At 63.5% G+C, this 18384-nt stretch carries 21 protein-coding genes; 12 read left to right on the top strand and 9 right to left on the bottom strand.

Going from position 1 to position 18384, the window contains the following annotated elements:
- Nucleotides 1–132: 132 nt before the first annotated feature.
- From P0D70_RS06385 to P0D70_RS06370, 4 genes are all read left to right on the top strand, one after another.
- Nucleotides 133–585: a MarR family winged helix-turn-helix transcriptional regulator gene (locus P0D70_RS06385; RefSeq protein WP_091804751.1), complete on the top strand. Its 453-nt coding sequence runs from the start codon at nt 133–135 to the stop codon at nt 583–585.
- A 173-nt stretch (nt 586–758) separates the two neighbouring features.
- The gene (locus P0D70_RS06380) at nt 759–1178 is read left to right on the top strand and encodes an organic hydroperoxide resistance protein (RefSeq protein ID WP_091804754.1); all 420 of its coding nucleotides are present in this window, start codon (nt 759–761) and stop codon (nt 1176–1178) included.
- 241 nt (nt 1179–1419) lie between these two features.
- Complete coding sequence (locus P0D70_RS06375) at nt 1420–2919, top strand: cryptochrome/photolyase family protein (RefSeq protein WP_091804757.1); 1500 nt, start codon at nt 1420–1422, stop codon at nt 2917–2919.
- A 54-nt stretch (nt 2920–2973) separates the two neighbouring features.
- The gene (locus P0D70_RS06370; RefSeq protein ID WP_408183657.1) at nt 2974–3201 is read left to right on the top strand and encodes a hypothetical protein; all 228 of its coding nucleotides are present in this window, start codon (nt 2974–2976) and stop codon (nt 3199–3201) included.
- Here the strand turns inward: P0D70_RS06370 and P0D70_RS06365 are convergent.
- Both P0D70_RS06365 and P0D70_RS06360 read right to left on the bottom strand, forming a co-directional pair.
- Complete coding sequence (locus P0D70_RS06365) at nt 3198–3374, bottom strand: DUF3563 family protein (protein WP_074766744.1); 177 nt, start codon at nt 3372–3374, stop codon at nt 3198–3200. The genes P0D70_RS06370 and P0D70_RS06365 overlap by 4 nt on opposite strands.
- 107 nt (nt 3375–3481) lie before the next feature.
- Nucleotides 3482–4678 carry an extracellular catalytic domain type 1 short-chain-length polyhydroxyalkanoate depolymerase gene (locus P0D70_RS06360; protein ID WP_408183655.1) on the bottom strand — a complete coding sequence of 399 codons (1197 nt, stop codon included), beginning with the start codon at nt 4676–4678 and terminating at the stop codon, nt 3482–3484.
- Between the two features lie 393 nt (nt 4679–5071).
- On the opposite strand from P0D70_RS06360, the gene P0D70_RS06355 reads away from it, so the two are divergent.
- From P0D70_RS06355 to P0D70_RS06340, 4 genes are all read left to right on the top strand, one after another.
- Nucleotides 5072–5773, top strand: a complete 702-nt coding sequence (locus tag P0D70_RS06355; RefSeq protein WP_408183653.1) for a phosphatase PAP2 family protein — start codon at nt 5072–5074, stop codon at nt 5771–5773.
- Between the two features lie 148 nt (nt 5774–5921).
- Complete coding sequence (modA, locus tag P0D70_RS06350) at nt 5922–6692, top strand: molybdate ABC transporter substrate-binding protein (RefSeq protein WP_091804768.1); 771 nt, start codon at nt 5922–5924, stop codon at nt 6690–6692.
- Nucleotides 6693–6714: 22 nt separating this feature from the next.
- Nucleotides 6715–7389, top strand: coding sequence for a molybdate ABC transporter permease subunit (gene modB / locus P0D70_RS06345; protein WP_012428598.1), 675 nt, complete (start codon nt 6715–6717; stop codon nt 7387–7389).
- Between the two features lies 1 nt (nt 7390).
- Nucleotides 7391–8098, top strand: a complete 708-nt coding sequence (locus P0D70_RS06340; protein ID WP_408183650.1) for a sulfate/molybdate ABC transporter ATP-binding protein — start codon at nt 7391–7393, stop codon at nt 8096–8098.
- 91 nt (nt 8099–8189) lie between these two features.
- On the opposite strand, the gene P0D70_RS06335 is transcribed toward P0D70_RS06340, so the two are convergent.
- Complete coding sequence (locus tag P0D70_RS06335; protein WP_408183645.1) at nt 8190–9026, bottom strand: TOBE domain-containing protein; 837 nt, start codon at nt 9024–9026, stop codon at nt 8190–8192.
- Nucleotides 9027–9230: 204 nt separating this feature from the next.
- On the opposite strand from P0D70_RS06335, the gene P0D70_RS06330 reads away from it, so the two are divergent.
- The gene (locus tag P0D70_RS06330) at nt 9231–10025 is read left to right on the top strand and encodes an SDR family NAD(P)-dependent oxidoreductase (protein WP_091809000.1); all 795 of its coding nucleotides are present in this window, start codon (nt 9231–9233) and stop codon (nt 10023–10025) included.
- Nucleotides 10026–10109: 84 nt separating this feature from the next.
- Here the strand turns inward: P0D70_RS06330 and P0D70_RS06325 are convergent, their stop codons facing one another.
- Nucleotides 10110–10493 carry a tautomerase family protein gene (locus tag P0D70_RS06325; protein WP_091804777.1) on the bottom strand — a complete coding sequence of 128 codons (384 nt, stop codon included), beginning with the start codon at nt 10491–10493 and terminating at the stop codon, nt 10110–10112.
- Nucleotides 10494–10598: 105 nt separating this feature from the next.
- Between P0D70_RS06325 and P0D70_RS06320 the strand changes: the two genes are divergently transcribed.
- Complete coding sequence (locus P0D70_RS06320) at nt 10599–11450, top strand: LysR family transcriptional regulator (protein ID WP_408183642.1); 852 nt, start codon at nt 10599–10601, stop codon at nt 11448–11450.
- Nucleotides 11451–11584: 134 nt separating this feature from the next.
- Here the strand turns inward: P0D70_RS06320 and P0D70_RS06315 are convergent, their stop codons facing one another.
- On the bottom strand, nt 11585–12256 hold the full coding sequence (locus tag P0D70_RS06315; protein ID WP_408183640.1) for a hypothetical protein: 672 nt from the start codon (nt 12254–12256) through the stop codon (nt 11585–11587).
- A gap of 112 nt (nt 12257–12368) precedes the next feature.
- Between P0D70_RS06315 and P0D70_RS06310 the strand changes: the two genes are divergently transcribed.
- Together P0D70_RS06310 and P0D70_RS06305 are read left to right on the top strand one after the other, a co-directional pair.
- Nucleotides 12369–12806, top strand: coding sequence for an MbcA/ParS/Xre antitoxin family protein (locus P0D70_RS06310; protein ID WP_177205133.1), 438 nt, complete (start codon nt 12369–12371; stop codon nt 12804–12806).
- Entirely contained in the window at nt 12803–13504 is a 702-nt protein-coding gene (locus tag P0D70_RS06305; protein ID WP_408183638.1) for an RES family NAD+ phosphorylase, read from the top strand. The genes P0D70_RS06310 and P0D70_RS06305 overlap by 4 nt, the downstream gene beginning before the upstream one ends.
- Before the next feature lie 41 nt (nt 13505–13545).
- On the opposite strand, the gene P0D70_RS06300 is transcribed toward P0D70_RS06305, so the two are convergent.
- The 4 genes from P0D70_RS06300 to P0D70_RS06285 form a co-directional block, all read right to left on the bottom strand.
- Entirely contained in the window at nt 13546–14283 is a 738-nt protein-coding gene (locus P0D70_RS06300) for a metallophosphoesterase (protein WP_177205134.1), read from the bottom strand.
- Between the two features lie 145 nt (nt 14284–14428).
- Nucleotides 14429–15853, bottom strand: coding sequence for a cytochrome c (locus tag P0D70_RS06295; RefSeq protein WP_408183635.1), 1425 nt, complete (start codon nt 15851–15853; stop codon nt 14429–14431).
- 19 nt (nt 15854–15872) lie between these two features.
- Nucleotides 15873–17474, bottom strand: coding sequence for a GMC family oxidoreductase (locus tag P0D70_RS06290; RefSeq protein ID WP_408183633.1), 1602 nt, complete (start codon nt 17472–17474; stop codon nt 15873–15875).
- A gap of 156 nt (nt 17475–17630) precedes the next feature.
- Entirely contained in the window at nt 17631–18224 is a 594-nt protein-coding gene (locus tag P0D70_RS06285) for a sugar dehydrogenase complex small subunit (RefSeq protein ID WP_408183631.1), read from the bottom strand.
- Between the last annotated feature and the right edge of the window lie 160 nt (nt 18225–18384).

Genomic DNA, 18384 nt, shown 5'->3' with positions numbered 1-18384 from the left:
TGCGCCGCCTTCATCGCGGCGTCTGTCTTTCCCGCTTCAGCCATCCCCAACCGCACTCGTCAACGTGCGTCGATTTGCGGCACAATGGTTTGCGCGCAATCGATTTGCACGCTATTTTTTGCGAGATGCATCATGACCCAGCGCCCCGCTTTGCCCTTCACCCTCGACGAGCAACTCTGCTTCGCCCTCTACTCCACCTCGCTCGCCATGACCAAGGCGTACAAGCCGCTGCTCGATAAACTCGGCCTGACGTACCCGCAATATCTCGCGATGCTGGCACTGTGGGAGAGCGACGACGTCACGGTCAAAGACATGGCCGCGCGCCTGAACCTCGATTCGGCGACGGTCACGCCGCTGCTCAAGCGCCTCGAGGCGCAAGGGCTGGTGGAGCGGGTACGCGGCACCGACGACGAGCGTCTCGTCTACGTCCGGCTCACCAAAGCCGGTTCGGCACTCAAGCGCCAGGCGCGCGAAGTGCCCGCGGAAATCTTCTGCGCAACGCAGCAGACACCCGAATTCCTGCTGCGCTTGCGGGACGACCTGACGCGCCTGCGCGGCACCCTCAACGATTACATGGACCACTAGACGGTCCGCTCCAGATCATGCGCTATCGCCTTCATGCAAAAAATCATTTGCACACAAATGATTTGCACACTATCTTTGTCACATGCCAAGCGATGAGTGCTCTGCCGGAACGGCAGGCCAGCAAAGAGCGGCAAACACGCAAATCCTGATAACCCGGACAAAGGAGCAGCACCATGAACATCCTCTACAAAGCAAGCGCAACGAGCACCGGTGGCCGCGACGGCCGTGCAGTGTCGTCGGACAATGCGTTGGACGTTAAGCTGGCCGCGCCGCGCGAATTGGGCGGCACGGGCGCGGCGGGTACGAATCCGGAACAACTTTTCGCAGCCGGCTACTCGGCGTGTTTCCTGAGCGCAATGAAGTTCGTCGCCGGTCAGCAGAAGAAAACTTTGCCGGCAGACACGCAAGTCACGGCGGAAGTCGGTATCGGCCCGAACGACAAGGGCGGCTTCGCGCTCGACATCGACCTGCGCGTTTCGCTTCCGGGTCTCGACGCAAGCGCGGCCAAGGAACTGGTCGACGCCGCGCATCAGGTCTGCCCGTATTCGAACGCCACGCGCAACAACGTCGCGGTTCGTTTGCAAATCGCCTAAGCTGCCTCTTCGGCGCATCGCCAAAGAAGCGTTGAACAATCGCTGAAGCGACGCTGAAAACCGCGCCACCACTACACACACAGCGCCCGCACCCTGCACAATAGGGGCCGGCGCTGTCCCAATTTGCGGACGCGGCATGCAATGTGCAAAACGGGTCCGTGCCACCGCTTGCCAGGCTTGTTACGCTTGCGGTCGGAAATAGCGCCACCATCCGTCCTGGTCCAACAATCCATATTTCCTGATGACACGCGTCCGACGACTGAACGACACCTTCGATACCGGGCTGGTCTGGCTTCGCCGCGACCTGCGCAACACGGACAACGCCGCGCTCTACTACGCGCTCAAGCATTGCGAGCGCGTGTGGTGCGTGTTCGTGTTCGATACGACGATTCTGCAACCATTGGTCGACGTGTGGCGGGCTCGTCATCCGGACACGCAGCCGCAGGACCGCCGCATCGAGTTCATTCTCGCGGCGCTGGGCGAACTGGACGAGGCGTTACGCGTGAAGGGCGGCGGTCTGATCGTGCTTTACGGCAATCCGGCCGATCTGGTACCGAAGCTGGCCGACGAACTCAGCGTAGACGCCGTGTTCGCCAATCACGACTACGAGCCGGTCGCTATCGAGCGTGACGAGACGGTGCGCGAGCAGCTCACCGATGCCGGCCGCCAATGGCTGACGTTCAAGGATCAGGTGATTTTCGAGCGCGACGAGGTGCTCACCGGCCAGAGCAAACCGTTCACGGTGTTCACGCCATACAAGAATGCATGGCTCAAGCAACTGAACGCTTTCGATCTGAAGCCGTATCCCGTGGAAACGTACGCGAAACATCTGGCCGCGCCGCCATCGAAGCTGGACCGCCAGTTGCCGTCGCTCGAACAACTCGGCTTCGCGCCGAGCAATCTCGGTGAACTCAAGTTGCCCACGGGCATGAGCGGCGCGCAAACCCTGCTCGACGATTTCATGACCCGCATCGACAGCTACGCCGACCGGCGCGACTTCCCCGCAGCCAAGGGCCCGAGCTATCTGTCGATGCATCTGCGCTTCGGCACAGTCTCGATCCGCACGCTCGCGCGCCTCGCCCATGAGATGTCGCTGCAACCCGATGGACAAGGCTCGGCAACATGGCTGTCGGAACTGATCTGGCGGGACTTCTACTTCATGATTCTGGCGCATCATCCGCGGCTGGCTAGCGGTGCGTCGTTCAAGGAAGAGTATGACCGGCTGCGCTGGGAGCAAGGCCCGGAAGCGGACGAGGCGTTTGCCGCGTGGTGCGACGGGCGCACGGGCTACCCGCTGGTCGACGCCGCCATGCTGCAACTGAATCGCACCGGCTACATGCACAACCGCTTGCGGATGGTGACGGCGAGTTTTCTGGTGAAGGATCTCGGCGTGGACTGGCGCCTCGGCGAGCGGTACTTCGCCGAACAGCTCAACGACTTCGATTTCTCGGCAAATAACGGCGGCTGGCAGTGGGCGGCCTCGACGGGATGCGATGCGCAGCCTTACTTCCGGATTTTCAATCCGGTCACGCAGTCTGAGAAATTCGACGCCGAGGGACGCTTCATCAAACGCTATCTGCCTCAACTGGCAAAGCTGCCGTCGAAGTGGATTCATGCGCCTTGGCTAGCGGGCGCGGAGCGGCTCGCCGATTGCGGTGTGGTGTTGGGTAAAGACTATCCGGCGCCGATCGTGGACCATGCCGAAGCACGGGCGCGCACGCTGGCCCGTTTTGGCAAGTGAGCACCTGCTCACGTCGCTTTGCGTGGGTTCAGCACGTAAAAAGAAGACTCGTTGATGAGTCGATTGCCGTCGCTGCTGGCGTTGCCTGAAATGAACGGCCGGGCGGGCGGACTTGTTGATGCGCTACAGAGTTTGGGTGGCGTTCGCCGCGGTGTTGAATCACGCGTGGTGGCAATCGAATCCGGCTGTCTGTGCACGTGTGCGAGTTTGCGACAGCTTGGGCGCTTCACCCAGGACATCGACGTTTCAATGCGCGCCGATGTTTTAATTCGCGCAGCTTAGTGCTGGCTCATCCACGACGGCTGGCGGACATTCGCCTCGCGGTCCAGCTTGCGCATGCGGAATTCCAGATCGTACAGATCCGTTGCTTCAGCGAGGAACGCGTCAGCGCGTTCTTTGGCGAGTTGATCGGGCGACTTGGTCAGAAACAGGAAAAGGCGGCTAAGCAGATACATGGTCAACCTCGAAAATGAATTTAGGCGTTAACGCCTAAGGGATAACCCCTATTATAGGGAAAACCCTAGTTTCGCGCCAGCACTCATTTCGAATTGTTGTTCCTACGTCACCGGGAGCCTGCGGAGGCCGCTGTGGCGGCAGCTTCCGCAATACGGCCCGTGCCCGTGCGGCGCTGATGCTTGAAGAATTCCCACACCATGGCGCTTGCGTCCGGACCTTTGGCGGAATGAAACGGCACCGCCTCGTCGCCGCCGCTCCAGGCATGAGCGAGCCCTTGCACGCGACACAGCCGCACCACGCGCCGCCCGCCGCGCAGGTAGTCACGCATGACCACGCCGCCCTTGCGCTCTTCGCGCACTTCGCCGGATTTGCGCGCGCCGTTCTGGTCGACGACACGGTTCAGACGGAGAAACTGCACCGCCAACTGGTCCGCGTTGACAGGCGAGACCACATGGTCGGCGTCGCCGTGGATGATGATGGCCGGCATGCCGGGATAATTGGCGACGTCGGCGGTCTCGTCGACCAGTTCGGCCGGTTCACGGCGAGCGCCGCGCCGCATCACGTCCATCGCCGCAATGCCGGAACGCGCCTCGCCAAAAGCGGGGCCAGAATGAAGTGCGACCGCCGCGAAGTGCTCCGGATAGTTGACGGCCAGCAGCGCCGTCAGTCCGGCACCAGCGGAGATTCCGGCGACATACACGCGCTCGCTATCGAAACCATGCTGCGCGACCAGCGCGTCCACCAGCGAAACGACTGCGCGCGCTTCAGCGCCGCCGGCGCTATCGCCGGCGTCGTACCAATGCCAGCAGCGATGCGAATGCACGTGCTTCGACTGTTCCGGATAGACCACGGCAAAGCCGAATCGGTCGGCCAGCACGTTCATCCGCGTGCCTTCGGCGAATTCATCGATCGACTGTGTGCAGCCGTGCAGCATCACCACCAGCGGCATGGCCTCGAGCGCATGACCCGTCGGGATGTACAAGCCGTACTGAAGATGATTGACGAGCCGGCCGGGCGCAGCAGGCGCGGAGTGGAACGAGCGCGTCCACGAGCCGCTTGCCCATGCCGACGCCCGTGGGCGCACGCGCGATTCGCGGGCCGTGGCGCGCGGCACTTCGCGCTTGGCGGGCGCGCGCACTGCCGCCGCCGGCTTGAGCGGGCGAACTTTGGTGGACGCCTTGGGAGCGGCGGGCCGGGCCGGTCGTGTCGTGGTGCGCTTGGGGGTTTTGCGAGTTTGCTCGGTTTGGATCGCGAGCAACCGCTTAAGACCGCGCAGCCACAGTTTCGATAAACTTTTTGCCATTGGCGCATAACCTCGCAAAAAGGGACAGGGTCCGTCCGGTAGAACGGCAATTCGTTGTGCATTGCACAATAACACCAATCCTCATGCGATGCTGGAACCTCGGCACGCCATTCTGTAACCAAATTTCCGTTCGGCGAACCTTGCCGCGAGGCTGGCATCAAACCCTTGCACTATTCGTGCGCAGGTCGTCCGCCGAGTGCTCGCCGCTTGTTCGGCAACCCACGTCCGGCGGCAAAAAGCCTCGCCCGCGGCGCGACCGGCCTGCAACACCCGTCTATACTGGCGGCTAGCTCTGTGACCTGCGGGTCCGCTCCGGTCGGCGACTTGTGCCGCTCGCGCGTTAAATTCTCATTACCAACCTGATTCTACGCGGCCTCGGTCGCGCTATTTGCCATGCTCGATTTACCTGCCCACCTTTGGTATTCGATCACCAGCCTCGGCGGCGCCGGCATGACGCTGCCGCTCGCGCTCGCCATCGCTCTGTGGCTGGCGGTCGGCTATACGTGGCGCATGGCTGCGGGCTGGCTGCTGCTTCTGGGTGCGGCGATCGGCGTGGTGACCGTGACAAAGCTCGCGTTTCTCGGCTGGGGCGTCGGCGTGCGCGGGCTGGACTTCACCGGGGTCAGCGGCCACGCCATGCTGTCCACCGCCGTCTATCCGGTCGTGCTGTTCCTGATGCTGTTGCCGGCGCGCCCGGCGATTCGTCTGATCGGTGTCCTGCTCGGCCTTGCGGCGGGGATCGCGGTGGGCTTGTCGCGTGTCGTGCTGAGCGCTCACTCACCTTCTGAAGCCATTACCGGCTGTCTGACCGGCGCCGTGGCGGCGCTGGTGTTCGTTCGTCTCGCCTGGCACGCGGAGCCGGGCCGGCTGTCGGCGCTGCCCGTCGCCCTCAGCATGATGGTCCTCGCGGTGCTGATGCACGGCGTCCATGTGCCGACGCAGCGCTGGGTCACGCACATCGCGCTGAAAGTGTCCGGTCATGACCGGCCGTTCATCCGCGCAAAGTGGAGAGCCGTGCGCGATGTCCGTCCGGCCACCGCGCCGCTGTCGCAGACACTCAACACGCTGGCGCCGCCGCATTCGTCCGACGCCTGAATCCGCGCCTGTACCTTTTCCCCGCTGTTCAACAAGCCGTTTCATGCGCGCGGCTGAATGATTGTCATGGCTCACCGCTATAACCTTTCGTATATTACGATAGCGTTTTAACCCGCCGATCCGGCTCCTGCCGGTCTTCAAAGCCTTCATGACATTCCGCCGCCATTTGAAGCAAGCGCTGTTCGTCGCCAGCGCCATCTCCGTCGTTCTCAGCGCCAATGCGCGCGCCGACGAACTGGTGGTCTCCGCCGCCGCCAGCCTGACCAACGCGTTCAAGGCGGTCAGCGAAGTCTTCGAGCAGCAGCATCCGGGCACCAAAGTGTTGCTGAACTTCGGCGCCTCCGACGTGCTCATGCAGCAGATCGTCAAGGGCGCGCCCGCCGACGTGTTCGCGTCCGCGGATCAGAAGGCCATGGACAAGGCAGCCGCCGAAAAAGTGATCGTGCCGGCCACCCGCAAGGATTTCGCCGCCAATTCGCTGGTGCTGATCGTACCCACGGACAGCCGTTTCGCGCCGACAAGTCTGAACGATCTGGCATCGGCAAACGTGAAGCGGGTCGCGTACGGCGATCCGGCTTCCGTGCCGGTTGGCCGTTACACGCAGGGCGCGATGCAGTCCGCGGGCGTATGGGACGCCGTGAGCGCGAAGGCCGTGCTGGCGGCGAACGTCCGTCAAAGCCTCGACTATGTGTCGCGTGGCGAAGTCGACGCCGGTTTCGTGTTCAGCACCGACGCCGCCGTCATGCCGGACAAGGTCAAGGTCGCGATGAACGTGCCGACGCAAACGCCGATCACCTATCCGATCGCGCAAGTGGAAGGCAGCCGTCACGCGGCGGACGCCCAGGCGTTCATGAACTTCGTGCTGTCGCCGGCCGGCCAGGCCGTGCTCGCCAAGTACGGCTTCAAGCCCGCGCACTAACTTCAGAGGACGGCGCACGCTCATGCAACAGGCCTGGATTCCGCTCCTGCTCTCGTTGAAAGTCGCGGGCTGGGCCACCGCGCTCAATCTGGTATTCGGCGTCGCGGCGGCCTTCGGTCTGTCGCGCTGGCGCTCCGGCGCGCGCGACGTGATCGATTCGCTGCTGATGCTGCCGCTCGTCATGCCGCCCACCGTGCTCGGCTATTACCTGCTCGTCCTGCTCGGACGGCGCGGGGTGATCGGCGGCTGGCTCGACCGTTTCGACATTCAGTTGGTGTTCACCTGGCAGGGCGCGGTGATCGCGTCGACGGTGGTGGCCTTTCCACTCGTGCTGAAGTCCGCGCGCGCCGCGTTCGAAGCCGTCGATCCGCAACTCGAACGGGCCGCGCGCACGCTGGGCGTCAGCGAAACGGCCGTGTTCTTCCGCGTGACGCTGCCGCTCGCCGCGCGTGGCATTCTGGCCGGCGGCCTGCTGGCGTTCGCCCGGGCGCTCGGCGAATTCGGCGCGACGCTGATGATCGCCGGCAACCTGCCGGGACGCACGCAGACGCTCTCGGTGGCGGTCTATTCAGCCGTGCAGGCCGGCGACGACAGCACAGCGAACTTTCTCGTGCTCGTAACTTCGGTGACGTGCGTCGTGATCCTGTTGCTCGCGGGGCGACTCGTGCCGCAGCACACGCTTTTGAAGTCCGGTTGATATGCTGCTCGCCGTCGACATCCGCAAGACCTTCCAGAGCGCCGAGCGCCGCTTCACGCTCGACGTCGCCTTTCAGGCCGCCTCGCAACGCGTCGTGCTGTTCGGCCCGTCGGGCGCGGGCAAGAGTCTGACGTTGCAGGCTATCGCAGGTCTGCTGCGCCCCGACGAAGGCACGATCACGCTGCGTGGCAACGCGCTGTTCGACCGCGCGCGCGGCATCGATCTGAAACCGCAAGCGCGCAAGATCGCGTATCTGTTTCAGGACTACGCGCTATTTCCGCATCTGAACGTGCGGCAGAACATCGGCTTCGGCTTGCAGCACGGCTGGCTCAATCCGCGTGCGCGAATCGCACATCCGCAGATCGATTACTGGCTCGATGCGCTGGAGTTGAAGAGCGTCGCGGGTAATCATCCGGCGCAGCTGTCCGGTGGACAAAAACAGCGTGTGGCGCTGGCGCGAGCGCTCGTCGCGCAACCTCAGCTGCTGTTGCTGGACGAGCCGTTTTCCGCGCTCGACAGCGCGTTGCGTCAGCGCATGCGCCGCGAACTGTCCGAACTGCAAACGCGGCTCGATATTCCGATGGTGTTGATCACCCACGACCCCGACGATGTCGCCGCCTTCGGCGATCAGGTCGTGCAGGTCAGCGACGGCCGCGTGCGCGAGAATCATTCGTTCGCCGGCTACGCGCGCAGCGAGCCTCGAGCCTGAACAGCAAGGCTTCGCACGCTCATTCCCTTCACGCCGAGGCGAGCGCTTGCCGCGCTCGAACTTTCAAAGCGGGCGCGAGCGTTTCGCCCGCTCAGTCTTTCACGCCGAGTATCACACTCGACGCCTTGAACGCCGCGACAGCGCGCCCGCCTTCCACGAGGCCGAGCGTATCGACACTTTCATTGGTGACGACCGCCGTCATCACCGTGCCGCCGTCCAGCACCAGCGACACCTCGGCATTGACCGCGCCGCGCTTCACGCTCTGCACGGTGCCGCTTAACTGATTGCGCGCCGAGAGTTTGAGCGGCGCGCCGCTTTCGTCGCCGACGAGCAGCACGACCCACGACGCCTTGATCAACGCGAACGCCGCTGCGCCCTCGACGAGGCCGAGTGTCTCGGTGCTTTCATGCGTGATGACGGAGACGATCGCCTGGCCGCCGGGCAGCGCCAGCGTGACTTCGTCGTTGACAGTGCCGCGCATGATCGCCGTCACCGTGCCATACAGCTGATTGCGCGCGCTCGTCTTCACGCCAATGCGGCCGATCAGATCCCAGTCCGTCGCAAATCCTTCGATCGCCGCGCCCGCGCGTTCGAGAAAGCGCCGATGCTCGCGCTCCACCGCGCGAAACGTCTCGATCAGCTTCACGGCGCGCGGCGTCAGCGTGGTGCCGCCACCGCCTTTGCCGCCGGTCAGGCGCACCACGAGCGGCTCGCCGGCGAGGTTGTTCATGGTGTCGATAGCATCCCACGCGCCCTTGTAGCTCATGCCGACGGCTTTGGCCGCGCTGGTGATGGAACCGGTCTCGCCGATCGCCGCGAGCAGCGCAATCCGCGACGCGCCGCCCAGCGTCTGCGCGCCTGCCTGAAACCACACGGAGCCGCCGAGTTCGAGGGTTTCGCGGGAAAGATCGGTGCGTTCGAATGACATGGCGGGGAAGCGGTCACTAACCGCAAAAAGAACGACGGATCATTATAGCGACGCCAACCCGCGCCACCGTCCTGGCACCGAGCCGGACTTGCGCGCGGATAGATGGGATACTTTCCGCTCGACGCTTCGAACACCAGGCCCTTTGTATTTTCCGGCGCGGCCAGCCTCGGCCGCTTCGCCGTAACATCAACGAGGAGCAAGACAGTGAACATCGATCTATCCGGCAAGACTGCGATCGTCAGTGCATCCACGGCGGGCATCGGCATTGCGATCGCCACCGGCATTGCCGCATCGGGTGCGCAGACCATCATCAACGGACGCAAGCAGGACGCGGTGGACCGCGCAATCGAAACGATCCGCAAGACGGCGCCGCAAGCGAAATTGCAAGGCTTTGCGGGCGACCTCGGCACGGCGCAGGGCTGCGACGCCTTGATCCAGGCCGTGCCGCAGGCGGACATTCTGGTGAACAACCTCGGCGTCTTTGGCCCCGGCGACATCTTCTCCACCGAAGACGACGACTGGGAGCGCTACTTCCAGATCAACGTGATGTCTGGCGTGCGACTCACGCGCCACTATCTCAAAGGGATGATGGAGCGCAAATGGGGCCGCGTGGTGTTCATCTCGTCCGAGTCGGGACTGAATATTCCGCCGGACATGCTCGCTTACGGCTTTTCGAAGACCGCGCAGTTGAGCATTGCGCGCGGCATCGCCAAGCAGGCGGCCGGCAGCGGCGTCACCGTGAATGCCGTGCTGCCCGGACCGACCCTGTCCGACGGCTTGCGGGCAATGGTGGAAGAGACGGCCAAAGAACAAGGCAAAACGGTCGAACAGGTTGCCACGGAGTTCGTGCGCGCGCATCGCAGCAGTTCGATCATCCAGCGCGCCGCCACCACCGAGGAAGTGGCGAACATGGTCGTCTACGTGTGCTCGCCGCAGGCGTCGGCGACCACCGGCGCGGCGCTGCGCGTCGACGGCGGCGTGGTCGATACGATCGCCTGAGCTTGCCGCGCATCTGACGACCGACGGGCGGCATGGCCGCCCGATTTCGTCTCCGAAGCTCGCGCTAACGGGCCGGCGTGGCGCTCACAGCGCGTACTGCGCAATCCCATTGCCGAACGACCAGTTTTCCTTCAGCACCTCGACGAGATTGATCAACACATCCTCTCGTCGCAGCCCCGGCGATTCCGCCAATTCGTCCGCCATCCGCTTGTATAGCGCCCGCTTCTGCTCGAGCGTACGTGTGTTGTTCAGCGTGATCTGAATCATCACGAGATCGTCGCTTCGCTCCACGTTCAAATACTGGTTGTCGTACACAAAGTTGCCGGCCTCGTGCTCGGTGATCAGCATGAAGATGTCGTCCTTCGGCACGTTGAACGTCGCCACCAGCGCGCGTTGGATGCTGTCGGTCAGCGCCTTCCGGTATTCGACGGGCTTGCCGGCGCGTAAAGCGATTCGTGTGAGCGGCATGATGAACCTCCTTCCCCTGGTTGGGTTGATACGGTAAGGACAGCTTAGGCGCGCTCAGTCATAATAAACAGACATCATTGATGATTTCATCTATATTCATTTGAAATGAAAGTTCTCGATCTCGATGCGGTCCGGGCATTCGTCCTGGTCGCCGATCTGCACAGCTTCACGCGTGCCGCGGACGCGCTCGACACAACGCAATCGGCCGTCAGCCTGAAGCTCAAACGGCTGGAGGCGCATCTGGGCAAGCAATTGCTGGAGCGCACGCCGCGCGTCGTGCGTCTTTCCGCGGACGGCAACGCGTTCCTCGGCGCCGCACGCGACTTGCTCAACGCGCATGAACGCGCGCTGGGGTCGCTGTCGGTCGAGCGTCGGCGGCTCGCGTTGGGGCTCAGCGAGCACGTGGCGGGACCGGACTTGCCGCTTCTGCTCGGCAGGCTCAATGCGCACGATCCGGGTTTGGTGATCGAATTGCACTTGGGCACGTCTTCCGCGCTGCTTGCGCAATTCGACGAACGCCGCCTCGACGCGGTAATCATCCGCTATGGCGCCGACGAACCGCCGCGCGACGACGCGCAGGTGCTGTTCAGCGAACCGCTCGCCTGGCTCGCCACGCCGGCGTGGCTGCCGCGAGTCGGCGAACCGTTGGCGCTGGCGCTGTTGAGCCCGCCGTGCAACGTGCGCGACGTGGCGCTGCGCTCGCTCACGCAGGCGGGCATTGGGTGGCAGGAGGTGTTCGTCGGCGGTGGCGTGGCGGCCGTCGGCGCGGCTGTGGCGGCAGGGCTGGCGGTGTCGCCGCTGGCGCGCCGCGTGGCGCCGCGCGGTCTGATCGACGTCGGCCAACGGTTGGGCTTGCCCCAACTGCCGGAATCGCGCGTCACGCTGCATTCGCGGGTCAGGGACGCGCGGTCGTTGGAAACGTTGCGGTTGGTGACGAATGGGTTGGCGACACAATGACGAAGCGCCTCGTCACGTTGATCCACAAATGAAGGTCGACGCCTTTCTTTTAACCCAGAAAAATCCTCGTCCGCGGCATAAAGGCGGAAGCCGACCAGCCAGCCGAAGCGCGAACGCGCGCTCCGGTTTCGAGATCAGTGAATGATCGGCGGCAGCGAGCCGCTGCTGGCGGTAGCGGGATTGCTCGTTGCGCTCGCCGGATTGGCGCCAATGTTTGCGGATGGCGCCGTATTGACGGATGACGAAGGCGAATTCACCGGGGACGCAGCCGGTTTGGTCGCACCGGGTTTCGCCGCAACCTTGACCTTCTGCGGATGCGTCGAACGGCTCGCGACCAGGTTGGCGTGCATGACCTTGCCGTGTCCCGGCTTCGCCTGAACGACTTGCGCATGCGGCTTTTTACGCTGCGTCACGACCGCCGCTTTCGATTGGGTCTTGTTCGCGCCGGCGGCCTGGGTTCCGCTCTTCGTGGTGCCTTTGGCCGCCACCTTGTTAACGCTGCCATGCGCCGACGGTTTACCGCCGTGTCCCGACGCTGATGCAACGTGCGGCGCGGCATGCTTGGTGCCCGCCACACGCTTCGGAGCAGACCTTGCGGCGGACTTTGAAGCCGACTTCGAAGCGCCTTTCGAGCCAACGCCAGACTGCCCGTTGGCGGCTGCCCCCGTCTTTGTCCCAGCCTGCTTCGTGACATGCCCGTTCTGTTCGGACGGGTTCCACACTTCCGTATAACCCGCGGCCATGACCGGTCCTGACATACACCACACGGCGAACGCCGCTCCCACTGCTACTGCTCGAACGCCCATCTCCTGCCTCTCCTGATCTTCGACTTTATAACGAGCCTGGATTATATTCTCTTGCAAAAATCCACATTTAGACTAAGATTAATTTCAAGTACACATTAGGACTTTTCCACTCATGGCTCACGCTGCTCGTGCCACCCAACCTGAAGAGCCGATTCGCCGGCCGCCTTCAGCACCCACGCTAACGGAAATGTCCGCGGCAGGGCTGCGCGCGTTCTTCAACATCGCCCGCGACTGGGACTTGAGCGCGGAAGAGCAGATCGTGCTGCTAGGCTCGCCGGGCCGCTCGACTTATTTCAAATGGAAGGCGGCGCCTGAAACGGCCCGCCTCGGGCGCGACACGCTCGAACGCCTGTCGCTGCTGCTCGGTATCTATAAGGCGCTGCAAATCCTGCTGCCGCAAGCCAGCATCGCCGACACCTGGATCAAACGTCCCAACAGCGCGCCACCGTTCGGCGGCCGCCGTGCGCTGGACCGCATGCTGGCGGGCAACATTAGCGACCTCGTGGCCGTGCGCCAGTATCTCGACGCAATGCGAGGCGGCTGGGCGTGACACAACCGCATTGGCAGGACCGCTGGCGTACCACGCCACTCGATTGGTCGCCCGCGTATCGCGTGATTCCGACGCGCTTTCCGGCCGTCAATCTGTTCGACCGGGTTGCCTCGCCGGAAGACTTCGACGCGCTCTACGCGCTCGAAGCCATGACCAACGACCGTCTGCGCACCGAAGTCGGCGAACTCGATCTGGTGCCGCGCGAAGAGCGTCGCTTCGGACCGGGCTACGGGCCGATCATGGCCGCGCTGACCCATTTGAACCCGCTCGGCAGCCGCTTCTCTGACGGCACCTATGGCGTGTTTTATTGCGCCCGTTCACGCGCCACCGCGATCGCGGAAACGCGCTATCACACGGGGAAATTTCTGGAAGCAACGGCCGAACCGCCCATGCGCCAGCAGATGCGCCTCTATACCGTCGTCGCGCTAGGCAACGTGGTGGACATTCGCGCCGACAAGTCGGTGGATCTCGCGGTGCTGTCGCCGGATGATTATCTGGCCGGACAATCCCTCGGCCGGGCGGTCCGCGAGGCGGGTGCGCCGGGTATCGTGTATCCGTCGGTGCGGGACGACAAAGGCGAATGCCTCGCCGCGTTCAAAACCACGCTCCTGCGCGACTGTCATCACGCGGCGTATCTGGAATACAACTGGAACGGCAACGAGGTGGATATGGTTTTCGAACTCAACCAGGTGGGCTAGGTTGACAAACCCGCGCGCGGGCCCAAGCCGTCAAGGCAGAGTCAAGGTAGCGCCAGCGCTGCCGCCCCTTCCGCGCGCGCCTCTTCGACCGAGATCGACCAGCGCCGCAGCGCCAGCGGCTCCACGATCGTGAGCTTGCCTTCCGGGCCGAACGCGCCAGTGTCGATAAACACCTGCGAGCCGACCTGCTTGATGTCACGCATCGGCGTGTGGCCGCAGTAGGTCAGCGAGAGACCGCGCTGCCGCTGCGGATCGCCATTGCCCAACGCCAGCTCGCGTCCCCACAGCAATTGCTGGCGGGTTTCGGCGGAGAAATTCCCCGCATCGAGCTCGGCATCCGTACCGAAGAATTCCCCATGCAGCACGTTGAAGCGCTCCTTGCCGCTGCCGATCACGCGCGCAAGCGGCAACCCGCGCAGGATTTCGGCGTAGTGTTGCAGGCGTTCGTCGGATAGTTGCGCCGCCCATAGGCCGCCGATTCCATACCACGACTGACGCCGCAAGCGTCCATCGGCGACGGCGCACAGCATGTCTTCATGGTTGCCGAGCACGGCGAAAAACCACGGCTTGTCGAGCAGAGCCAAAGCGAGTTCAGAATGCTCGCCGCGATCCACCAGATCGCCGACCGAAAAGAGCCGGTCGCGCGCCGGGTCGAACGTAATCACGCGCAGCAGATAGCGCAATGCATCGACGCAGCCATGCAGGTCGCCGACCACGAAGTCGCGACCGCTCCGGTTGGCCGGGTGATGTTCAACGGAATTGACGAGTACGGAAGCCATGGGTCCATGATAATGCGGCATCCGCGACGTGTATGCGCGCTGCCCATCGTATCCTGGCGCCGCAGCGAGCTGAAACGACGCAAATCGACGCAAAACAGGCATATTTCCGGCAGCCCTTACCGGAAATACACACCTAGCGCGGTCACTATTGCTGAGTGCGCAGTTGGGTGACCTGATCGGCCGTTACGGTCGACTGCGGATTGCCGAACTGTCTGGTCACGTAGTTCGTAATGGCGGCCACCTGATCGTCGCTGAGCTGGGTGCCGAATGCCGGCATCAACACGTCCGCCTGTTTCGTCGTACGACTGACGCCGCGCAGGATCACCAGCGCCAGATTGTTGGCGTCGCTCGCGCCCACCGCCGAGTTATGGATCAGCGACGGATACGCCCCGGGCGCGCTCGCGCCCACACCCTGACCCGTCCAGCTATGGCAGCTCGCGCAGTTCGCGACGAACAATTGCGCGCCGTTCACGGCATGAATGGCAGTGCCGCGCAGTGCCGTCACGTCGTCGGCGGGATTGCCCCACTGGTCGCGCGGGCGCGATTCGCCACCGTTGATCGGCGGCACGGCGCGCAGATACGCGACGATCGAGCCGAGATCTTCGCGCGTCAGATATTGCGTGCTGTCGGCCACCACTTCGGCCATTGGGCCGGCCGCGTTGGCACGGCCCGGCGCCGCGCCGGTCGATAGATACGACACCAGCTCGTCGTCGCTCCAGTTGCCCACGCCGCTCGTCTTGTCAGACGTGATGTTGTACGCGTGCCAGCCGGCCTGCACGGCACCCGAAAGACGTGAGCTCGACTTCAAACCCTGCGTGAAGTTGCGCGGCGTATGGCATTCCTCGCAATGGGCGAGTCCTTGCACCAGGTAAGCGCCGCGATTCCATTGCGCGCTTTGCTTCGGATCGGGAACGAAGCGGCCTTCAGTGAAATTGAACAGATTCCAGAACACCATCAACCAGCGCTGATTGAATGGGAATGTCAGGCTGTTGCCCGGCGGCGAATAGTGGATCGGCGTGAGCGTATTCAGATACGCGCGAATGGCCAGCACGTCCTGATCCGTGACCTTGGTGTACTCCGCGTACGGGAAGGCCGGATACAAGCGCTGGCCACTTCTGCCGATGCCCTCATGCATGGCGCGCAGAAAATCGGCGTCGCTCCATTGGCCGATGCCGGTGTCCGGATCGGGCGTGATGTTCGGCGTCACGATCGTGCCGAACGGCGTGTTGATCGGCAGCCCGCCCGCGAACGGCCGCGCTTTGTCCGCCGTGTGGCAGGCCGCGCAATCGCCGGCGCGCGCGAGGTACTCGCCGCGCTTGACCAGATTGCCGCCGGCCACCTCAGCCGGGACGACCTCGCCATTGGCCGACTGCGAGGCGTCATCCGCGCGGGCCTGCGTAATAGGCAACTCGTCGTTGCGTTGCACCTTCGGGCCGTGTGCCTCATACCAGGCGACATAGAGCGCGAACAGCGAAAAGATCGCTGCGAGCGTCGCGACCCCGAAGTGACGGCGTCGGGCGTTCCGCACAAGCGCATCGACCGGCTGCACGCGAGAAGTGTTCTTCTTCATTGTGGTGCTCCGTTCAGGCTCAGATTTCACGCTTGAGCTTGTCGGCCAGTTTCAGCGACAAGGCCGCGATCGTCAGCGTGCAATTCACCGATGCCGCGCTCGGCATCACGCCGCTGCTGGCAATGAACAGATTGGAGTGATCGTGCGTGCGGCAGTCCGCATCCACGACCGAATTCGCCGGATCGCTGCCCATGATCGTCGTGCCCATGATGTGATTGTTGGGAGCGAAGGTGTCGTCGAACGAGACCTCGGCGCCGCCGAACAGCGCGGCGATCTGCCCGTACAGTTCGTGCGTATTGGCTGCGCTTTTCTTCACGTAGTCATTGATCGAGTAATAGATCTCCGGCTGCGGGATGCCGAGCGAATCCTTGTGATCCGCCGAAGGCAGCACGCGGTTCTGCGGCTCCGCCAGATGCTCATGGAAGCTGTTGATACTCAGCGTGCGCGACGCACGGTCGCGAATCTGCCGGTCGAGCTCGGCGCCGGTAAGGCCCTGCTTCAGCAGTGCGGCGGTCACGGCCATGGTCGGCACGCCATTCGACAGATGCAGTTTCTTCGCCGCGTAATCGGAGCGGAACGCGCCGTCGCGGAAGTTCACGATCGAGGTCATTTCCATCGGCCCGCGTCCGGGCCACAGCGGTTCATTGGCAAGAAACGTGACGCCCGTGCCCGGATGATCCATCAGGTTGCGGCCCACCTGATCGGAACTGTTGCCCACGCCGTGCGGGAATTTATCGGAAGTGGACATCAGCATCAGCTTTGGCGTTTCGATGCCGTTCGCGGCGAGCACGAACAGCTTGCCGGTCACGCGCGTGCTGTTGCCGTTCGGGTCCTTGTAGTGAACCGCTGTAATCAGCCCTTTGTTGTCCGCTTCGACGCGGTACACCACCGCCTCGGAAACCAGCCTCGCACCGGCCTGTTCGGCCTTCTCCGCATGCACCACGCCGTTGTACATCGCGGCGATCGGGCAGATCGGCATGCAGTTGTTGTTGCCGCAACAAGTGGGCCGCGCATCGTAAGGACGGCTGTTGCGCGCCACCGGCTCGGGCACGACCTTGAAGCCGTGCGCATTGAGCACGTCGCTAAAGCGCTGATCCATGTAAGAGAGGGGAAGCTGGCTCATCGGATACGGCTTCGAGCGCGGCGAACCGAGATCGATCGAATTGTCGGGACCCGACACGCCGAGTTGTACCTCCGCCGCCGAATACCACGGCTCCAACGTTTCATAGGGATAGGGCCAGTCGCGCCCCACGCCGTACAGCTTGCGCAACTGGAAATCTGACGGCAACAGCCGCCATGCCGCGGCCGCCCAGTGCCAGGTCGTGCCGCCCACCAGCCGGAGATACTGCGAGTTGTACGGATAGTCGCCCTTCTGGATCAGATAATGGTTGGCGGGGGCGTACTCGGGATGCGGAGCGTAAGGCGTCGACGGATAAGGCGTCGCGAAGTCGGACTTGACCGGCGAATTGCGGAAGTTCTCGACGATCTGCCAGCGCGGAATGCGCGGCCCGGCTTCGAGCAGAATCACCGACGCGCCGGCCAGCGCCATCTGATGCGCAACCAGTCCGCCTGCCACGCCCGAACCGACCACGACGATATCGGCAGAGTTTGTGTTTGCCATTGTTGCCCTCTCTCTTCTTTTGTGTCGACCCGAGTTCGCTTGAACGCGTCACGCGGGTCCCGTGCAGAGCACTTATGCTGGCTTGCTGTACGCGCGTGCCGGAGCGGCGTCGAACGATTCGATCGAACGCTGCGGCACACGCAAGAGAAACGACGTTCAGGCATTCACCGGTTTCTTTGTCCAGTAGAACGGCACGTCGCGGCAATAAGACGGAATCGTCAGTACGTCCTTCACGGGCTCGAACATCAGCGCCTTTTCATAAGCGACCACTTCTACATGCGGCGTGTCGCCCACGAGGCCGAGATACCACGCGCGCATGATCGCGCCGACGGATTTCGCGAGCTCAGGCTGATCGGCCTGCAAGGCTTGTGTGACGGTATCCGATGGCACGCCGCCGTGGCCCTGCAGCCATGTGTTGAGCGCGGCGACGTTCTGGTCGAAATGATTGTCGGATTTGGCCAGGGCGTCATAGACGCGTTTGCCGAGCGTGGCGTCGAAGCCGGTGCGGCCTGTGAGGCGCTGCGAGAGCGCGAGGAAGGCATCGAGCCCGGCGCCTGCGGGCGCATCGGCCCATGCCGGGGCGATCCATGAAAGTGAGCGGCCGGCGCCGGCAAATGCGAACGCCGCGGCCGCGGCGCACGCACCGAGCACCCACGCTCTACGCGACGCTGAAAACGAAGCTGATGACGACAAGCCTGCGGGATGCGTCACCTCGTGGTGCGCATCATTATTCTCGGGAACATCTGTCATGGGGACTCCAGATGGTGAGTCGTTCTCAACTTGCCACACGGCCCCGGCGGTGTGCCGTTCGCGCGTGGCGTCGATCTTCTACCCCAAACCTGGCCTGAAGCCGCTTAAGCGGTCTGTCTTGTTAGCCCGCACGAACCCCATGCGAGCCGAGCTACGTTGT

It is taken from the genome of Paraburkholderia sp. RL17-381-BIF-C (genome assembly GCF_046026435.1).
Lineage (GTDB): Bacteria > Pseudomonadota > Gammaproteobacteria > Burkholderiales > Burkholderiaceae > Paraburkholderia.
The sequence above is the reverse complement of the archived record's forward strand: the minus strand, read 5'-3'. Positions and strand labels throughout refer to the sequence as shown.

Excerpts from the sequence above, each read along its gene's own strand:
- P0D70_RS06340 (WP_408183650.1), top strand. The coding sequence starts at position 7,391 with ATGCTGCTCGCCGTCGACATCCGCAAGACCTTCCAGAGCGCCGAGCGC.
- P0D70_RS06375 (WP_091804757.1), top strand. The coding sequence starts at position 1,420 with ATGACACGCGTCCGACGACTGAACGACACCTTCGATACCGGGCTGGTC.
- P0D70_RS06370 (WP_408183657.1), top strand. The coding sequence starts at position 2,974 with ATGAGTCGATTGCCGTCGCTGCTGGCGTTGCCTGAAATGAACGGCCGG.
- P0D70_RS06325 (WP_091804777.1), bottom strand. The coding sequence starts at position 10,493 with ATGCCGCTCACACGAATCGCTTTACGCGCCGGCAAGCCCGTCGAATAC.
- P0D70_RS06290 (WP_408183633.1), bottom strand. The coding sequence starts at position 17,474 with ATGGCAAACACAAACTCTGCCGATATCGTCGTGGTCGGTTCGGGCGTG.
- P0D70_RS06300 (WP_177205134.1), bottom strand. The coding sequence starts at position 14,283 with ATGGCTTCCGTACTCGTCAATTCCGTTGAACATCACCCGGCCAACCGG.
- P0D70_RS06360 (WP_408183655.1), bottom strand. The coding sequence starts at position 4,678 with ATGGCAAAAAGTTTATCGAAACTGTGGCTGCGCGGTCTTAAGCGGTTG.
- P0D70_RS06320 (WP_408183642.1), top strand. The coding sequence starts at position 10,599 with ATGAAAGTTCTCGATCTCGATGCGGTCCGGGCATTCGTCCTGGTCGCC.
- P0D70_RS06385 (WP_091804751.1), top strand. The coding sequence starts at position 133 with ATGACCCAGCGCCCCGCTTTGCCCTTCACCCTCGACGAGCAACTCTGC.
- P0D70_RS06380 (WP_091804754.1), top strand. The coding sequence starts at position 759 with ATGAACATCCTCTACAAAGCAAGCGCAACGAGCACCGGTGGCCGCGAC.
- P0D70_RS06310 (WP_177205133.1), top strand. The coding sequence starts at position 12,369 with ATGGCTCACGCTGCTCGTGCCACCCAACCTGAAGAGCCGATTCGCCGG.
- P0D70_RS06295 (WP_408183635.1), bottom strand. The coding sequence starts at position 15,853 with ATGAAGAAGAACACTTCTCGCGTGCAGCCGGTCGATGCGCTTGTGCGG.
- P0D70_RS06365 (WP_074766744.1), bottom strand. The coding sequence starts at position 3,374 with ATGTATCTGCTTAGCCGCCTTTTCCTGTTTCTGACCAAGTCGCCCGAT.
- modB (WP_012428598.1), top strand. The coding sequence starts at position 6,715 with ATGCAACAGGCCTGGATTCCGCTCCTGCTCTCGTTGAAAGTCGCGGGC.
- P0D70_RS06285 (WP_408183631.1), bottom strand. The coding sequence starts at position 18,224 with ATGACAGATGTTCCCGAGAATAATGATGCGCACCACGAGGTGACGCAT.
- P0D70_RS06335 (WP_408183645.1), bottom strand. The coding sequence starts at position 9,026 with ATGTCATTCGAACGCACCGATCTTTCCCGCGAAACCCTCGAACTCGGC.
- modA (WP_091804768.1), top strand. The coding sequence starts at position 5,922 with ATGACATTCCGCCGCCATTTGAAGCAAGCGCTGTTCGTCGCCAGCGCC.
- P0D70_RS06315 (WP_408183640.1), bottom strand. The coding sequence starts at position 12,256 with ATGGGCGTTCGAGCAGTAGCAGTGGGAGCGGCGTTCGCCGTGTGGTGT.
- P0D70_RS06355 (WP_408183653.1), top strand. The coding sequence starts at position 5,072 with ATGCTCGATTTACCTGCCCACCTTTGGTATTCGATCACCAGCCTCGGC.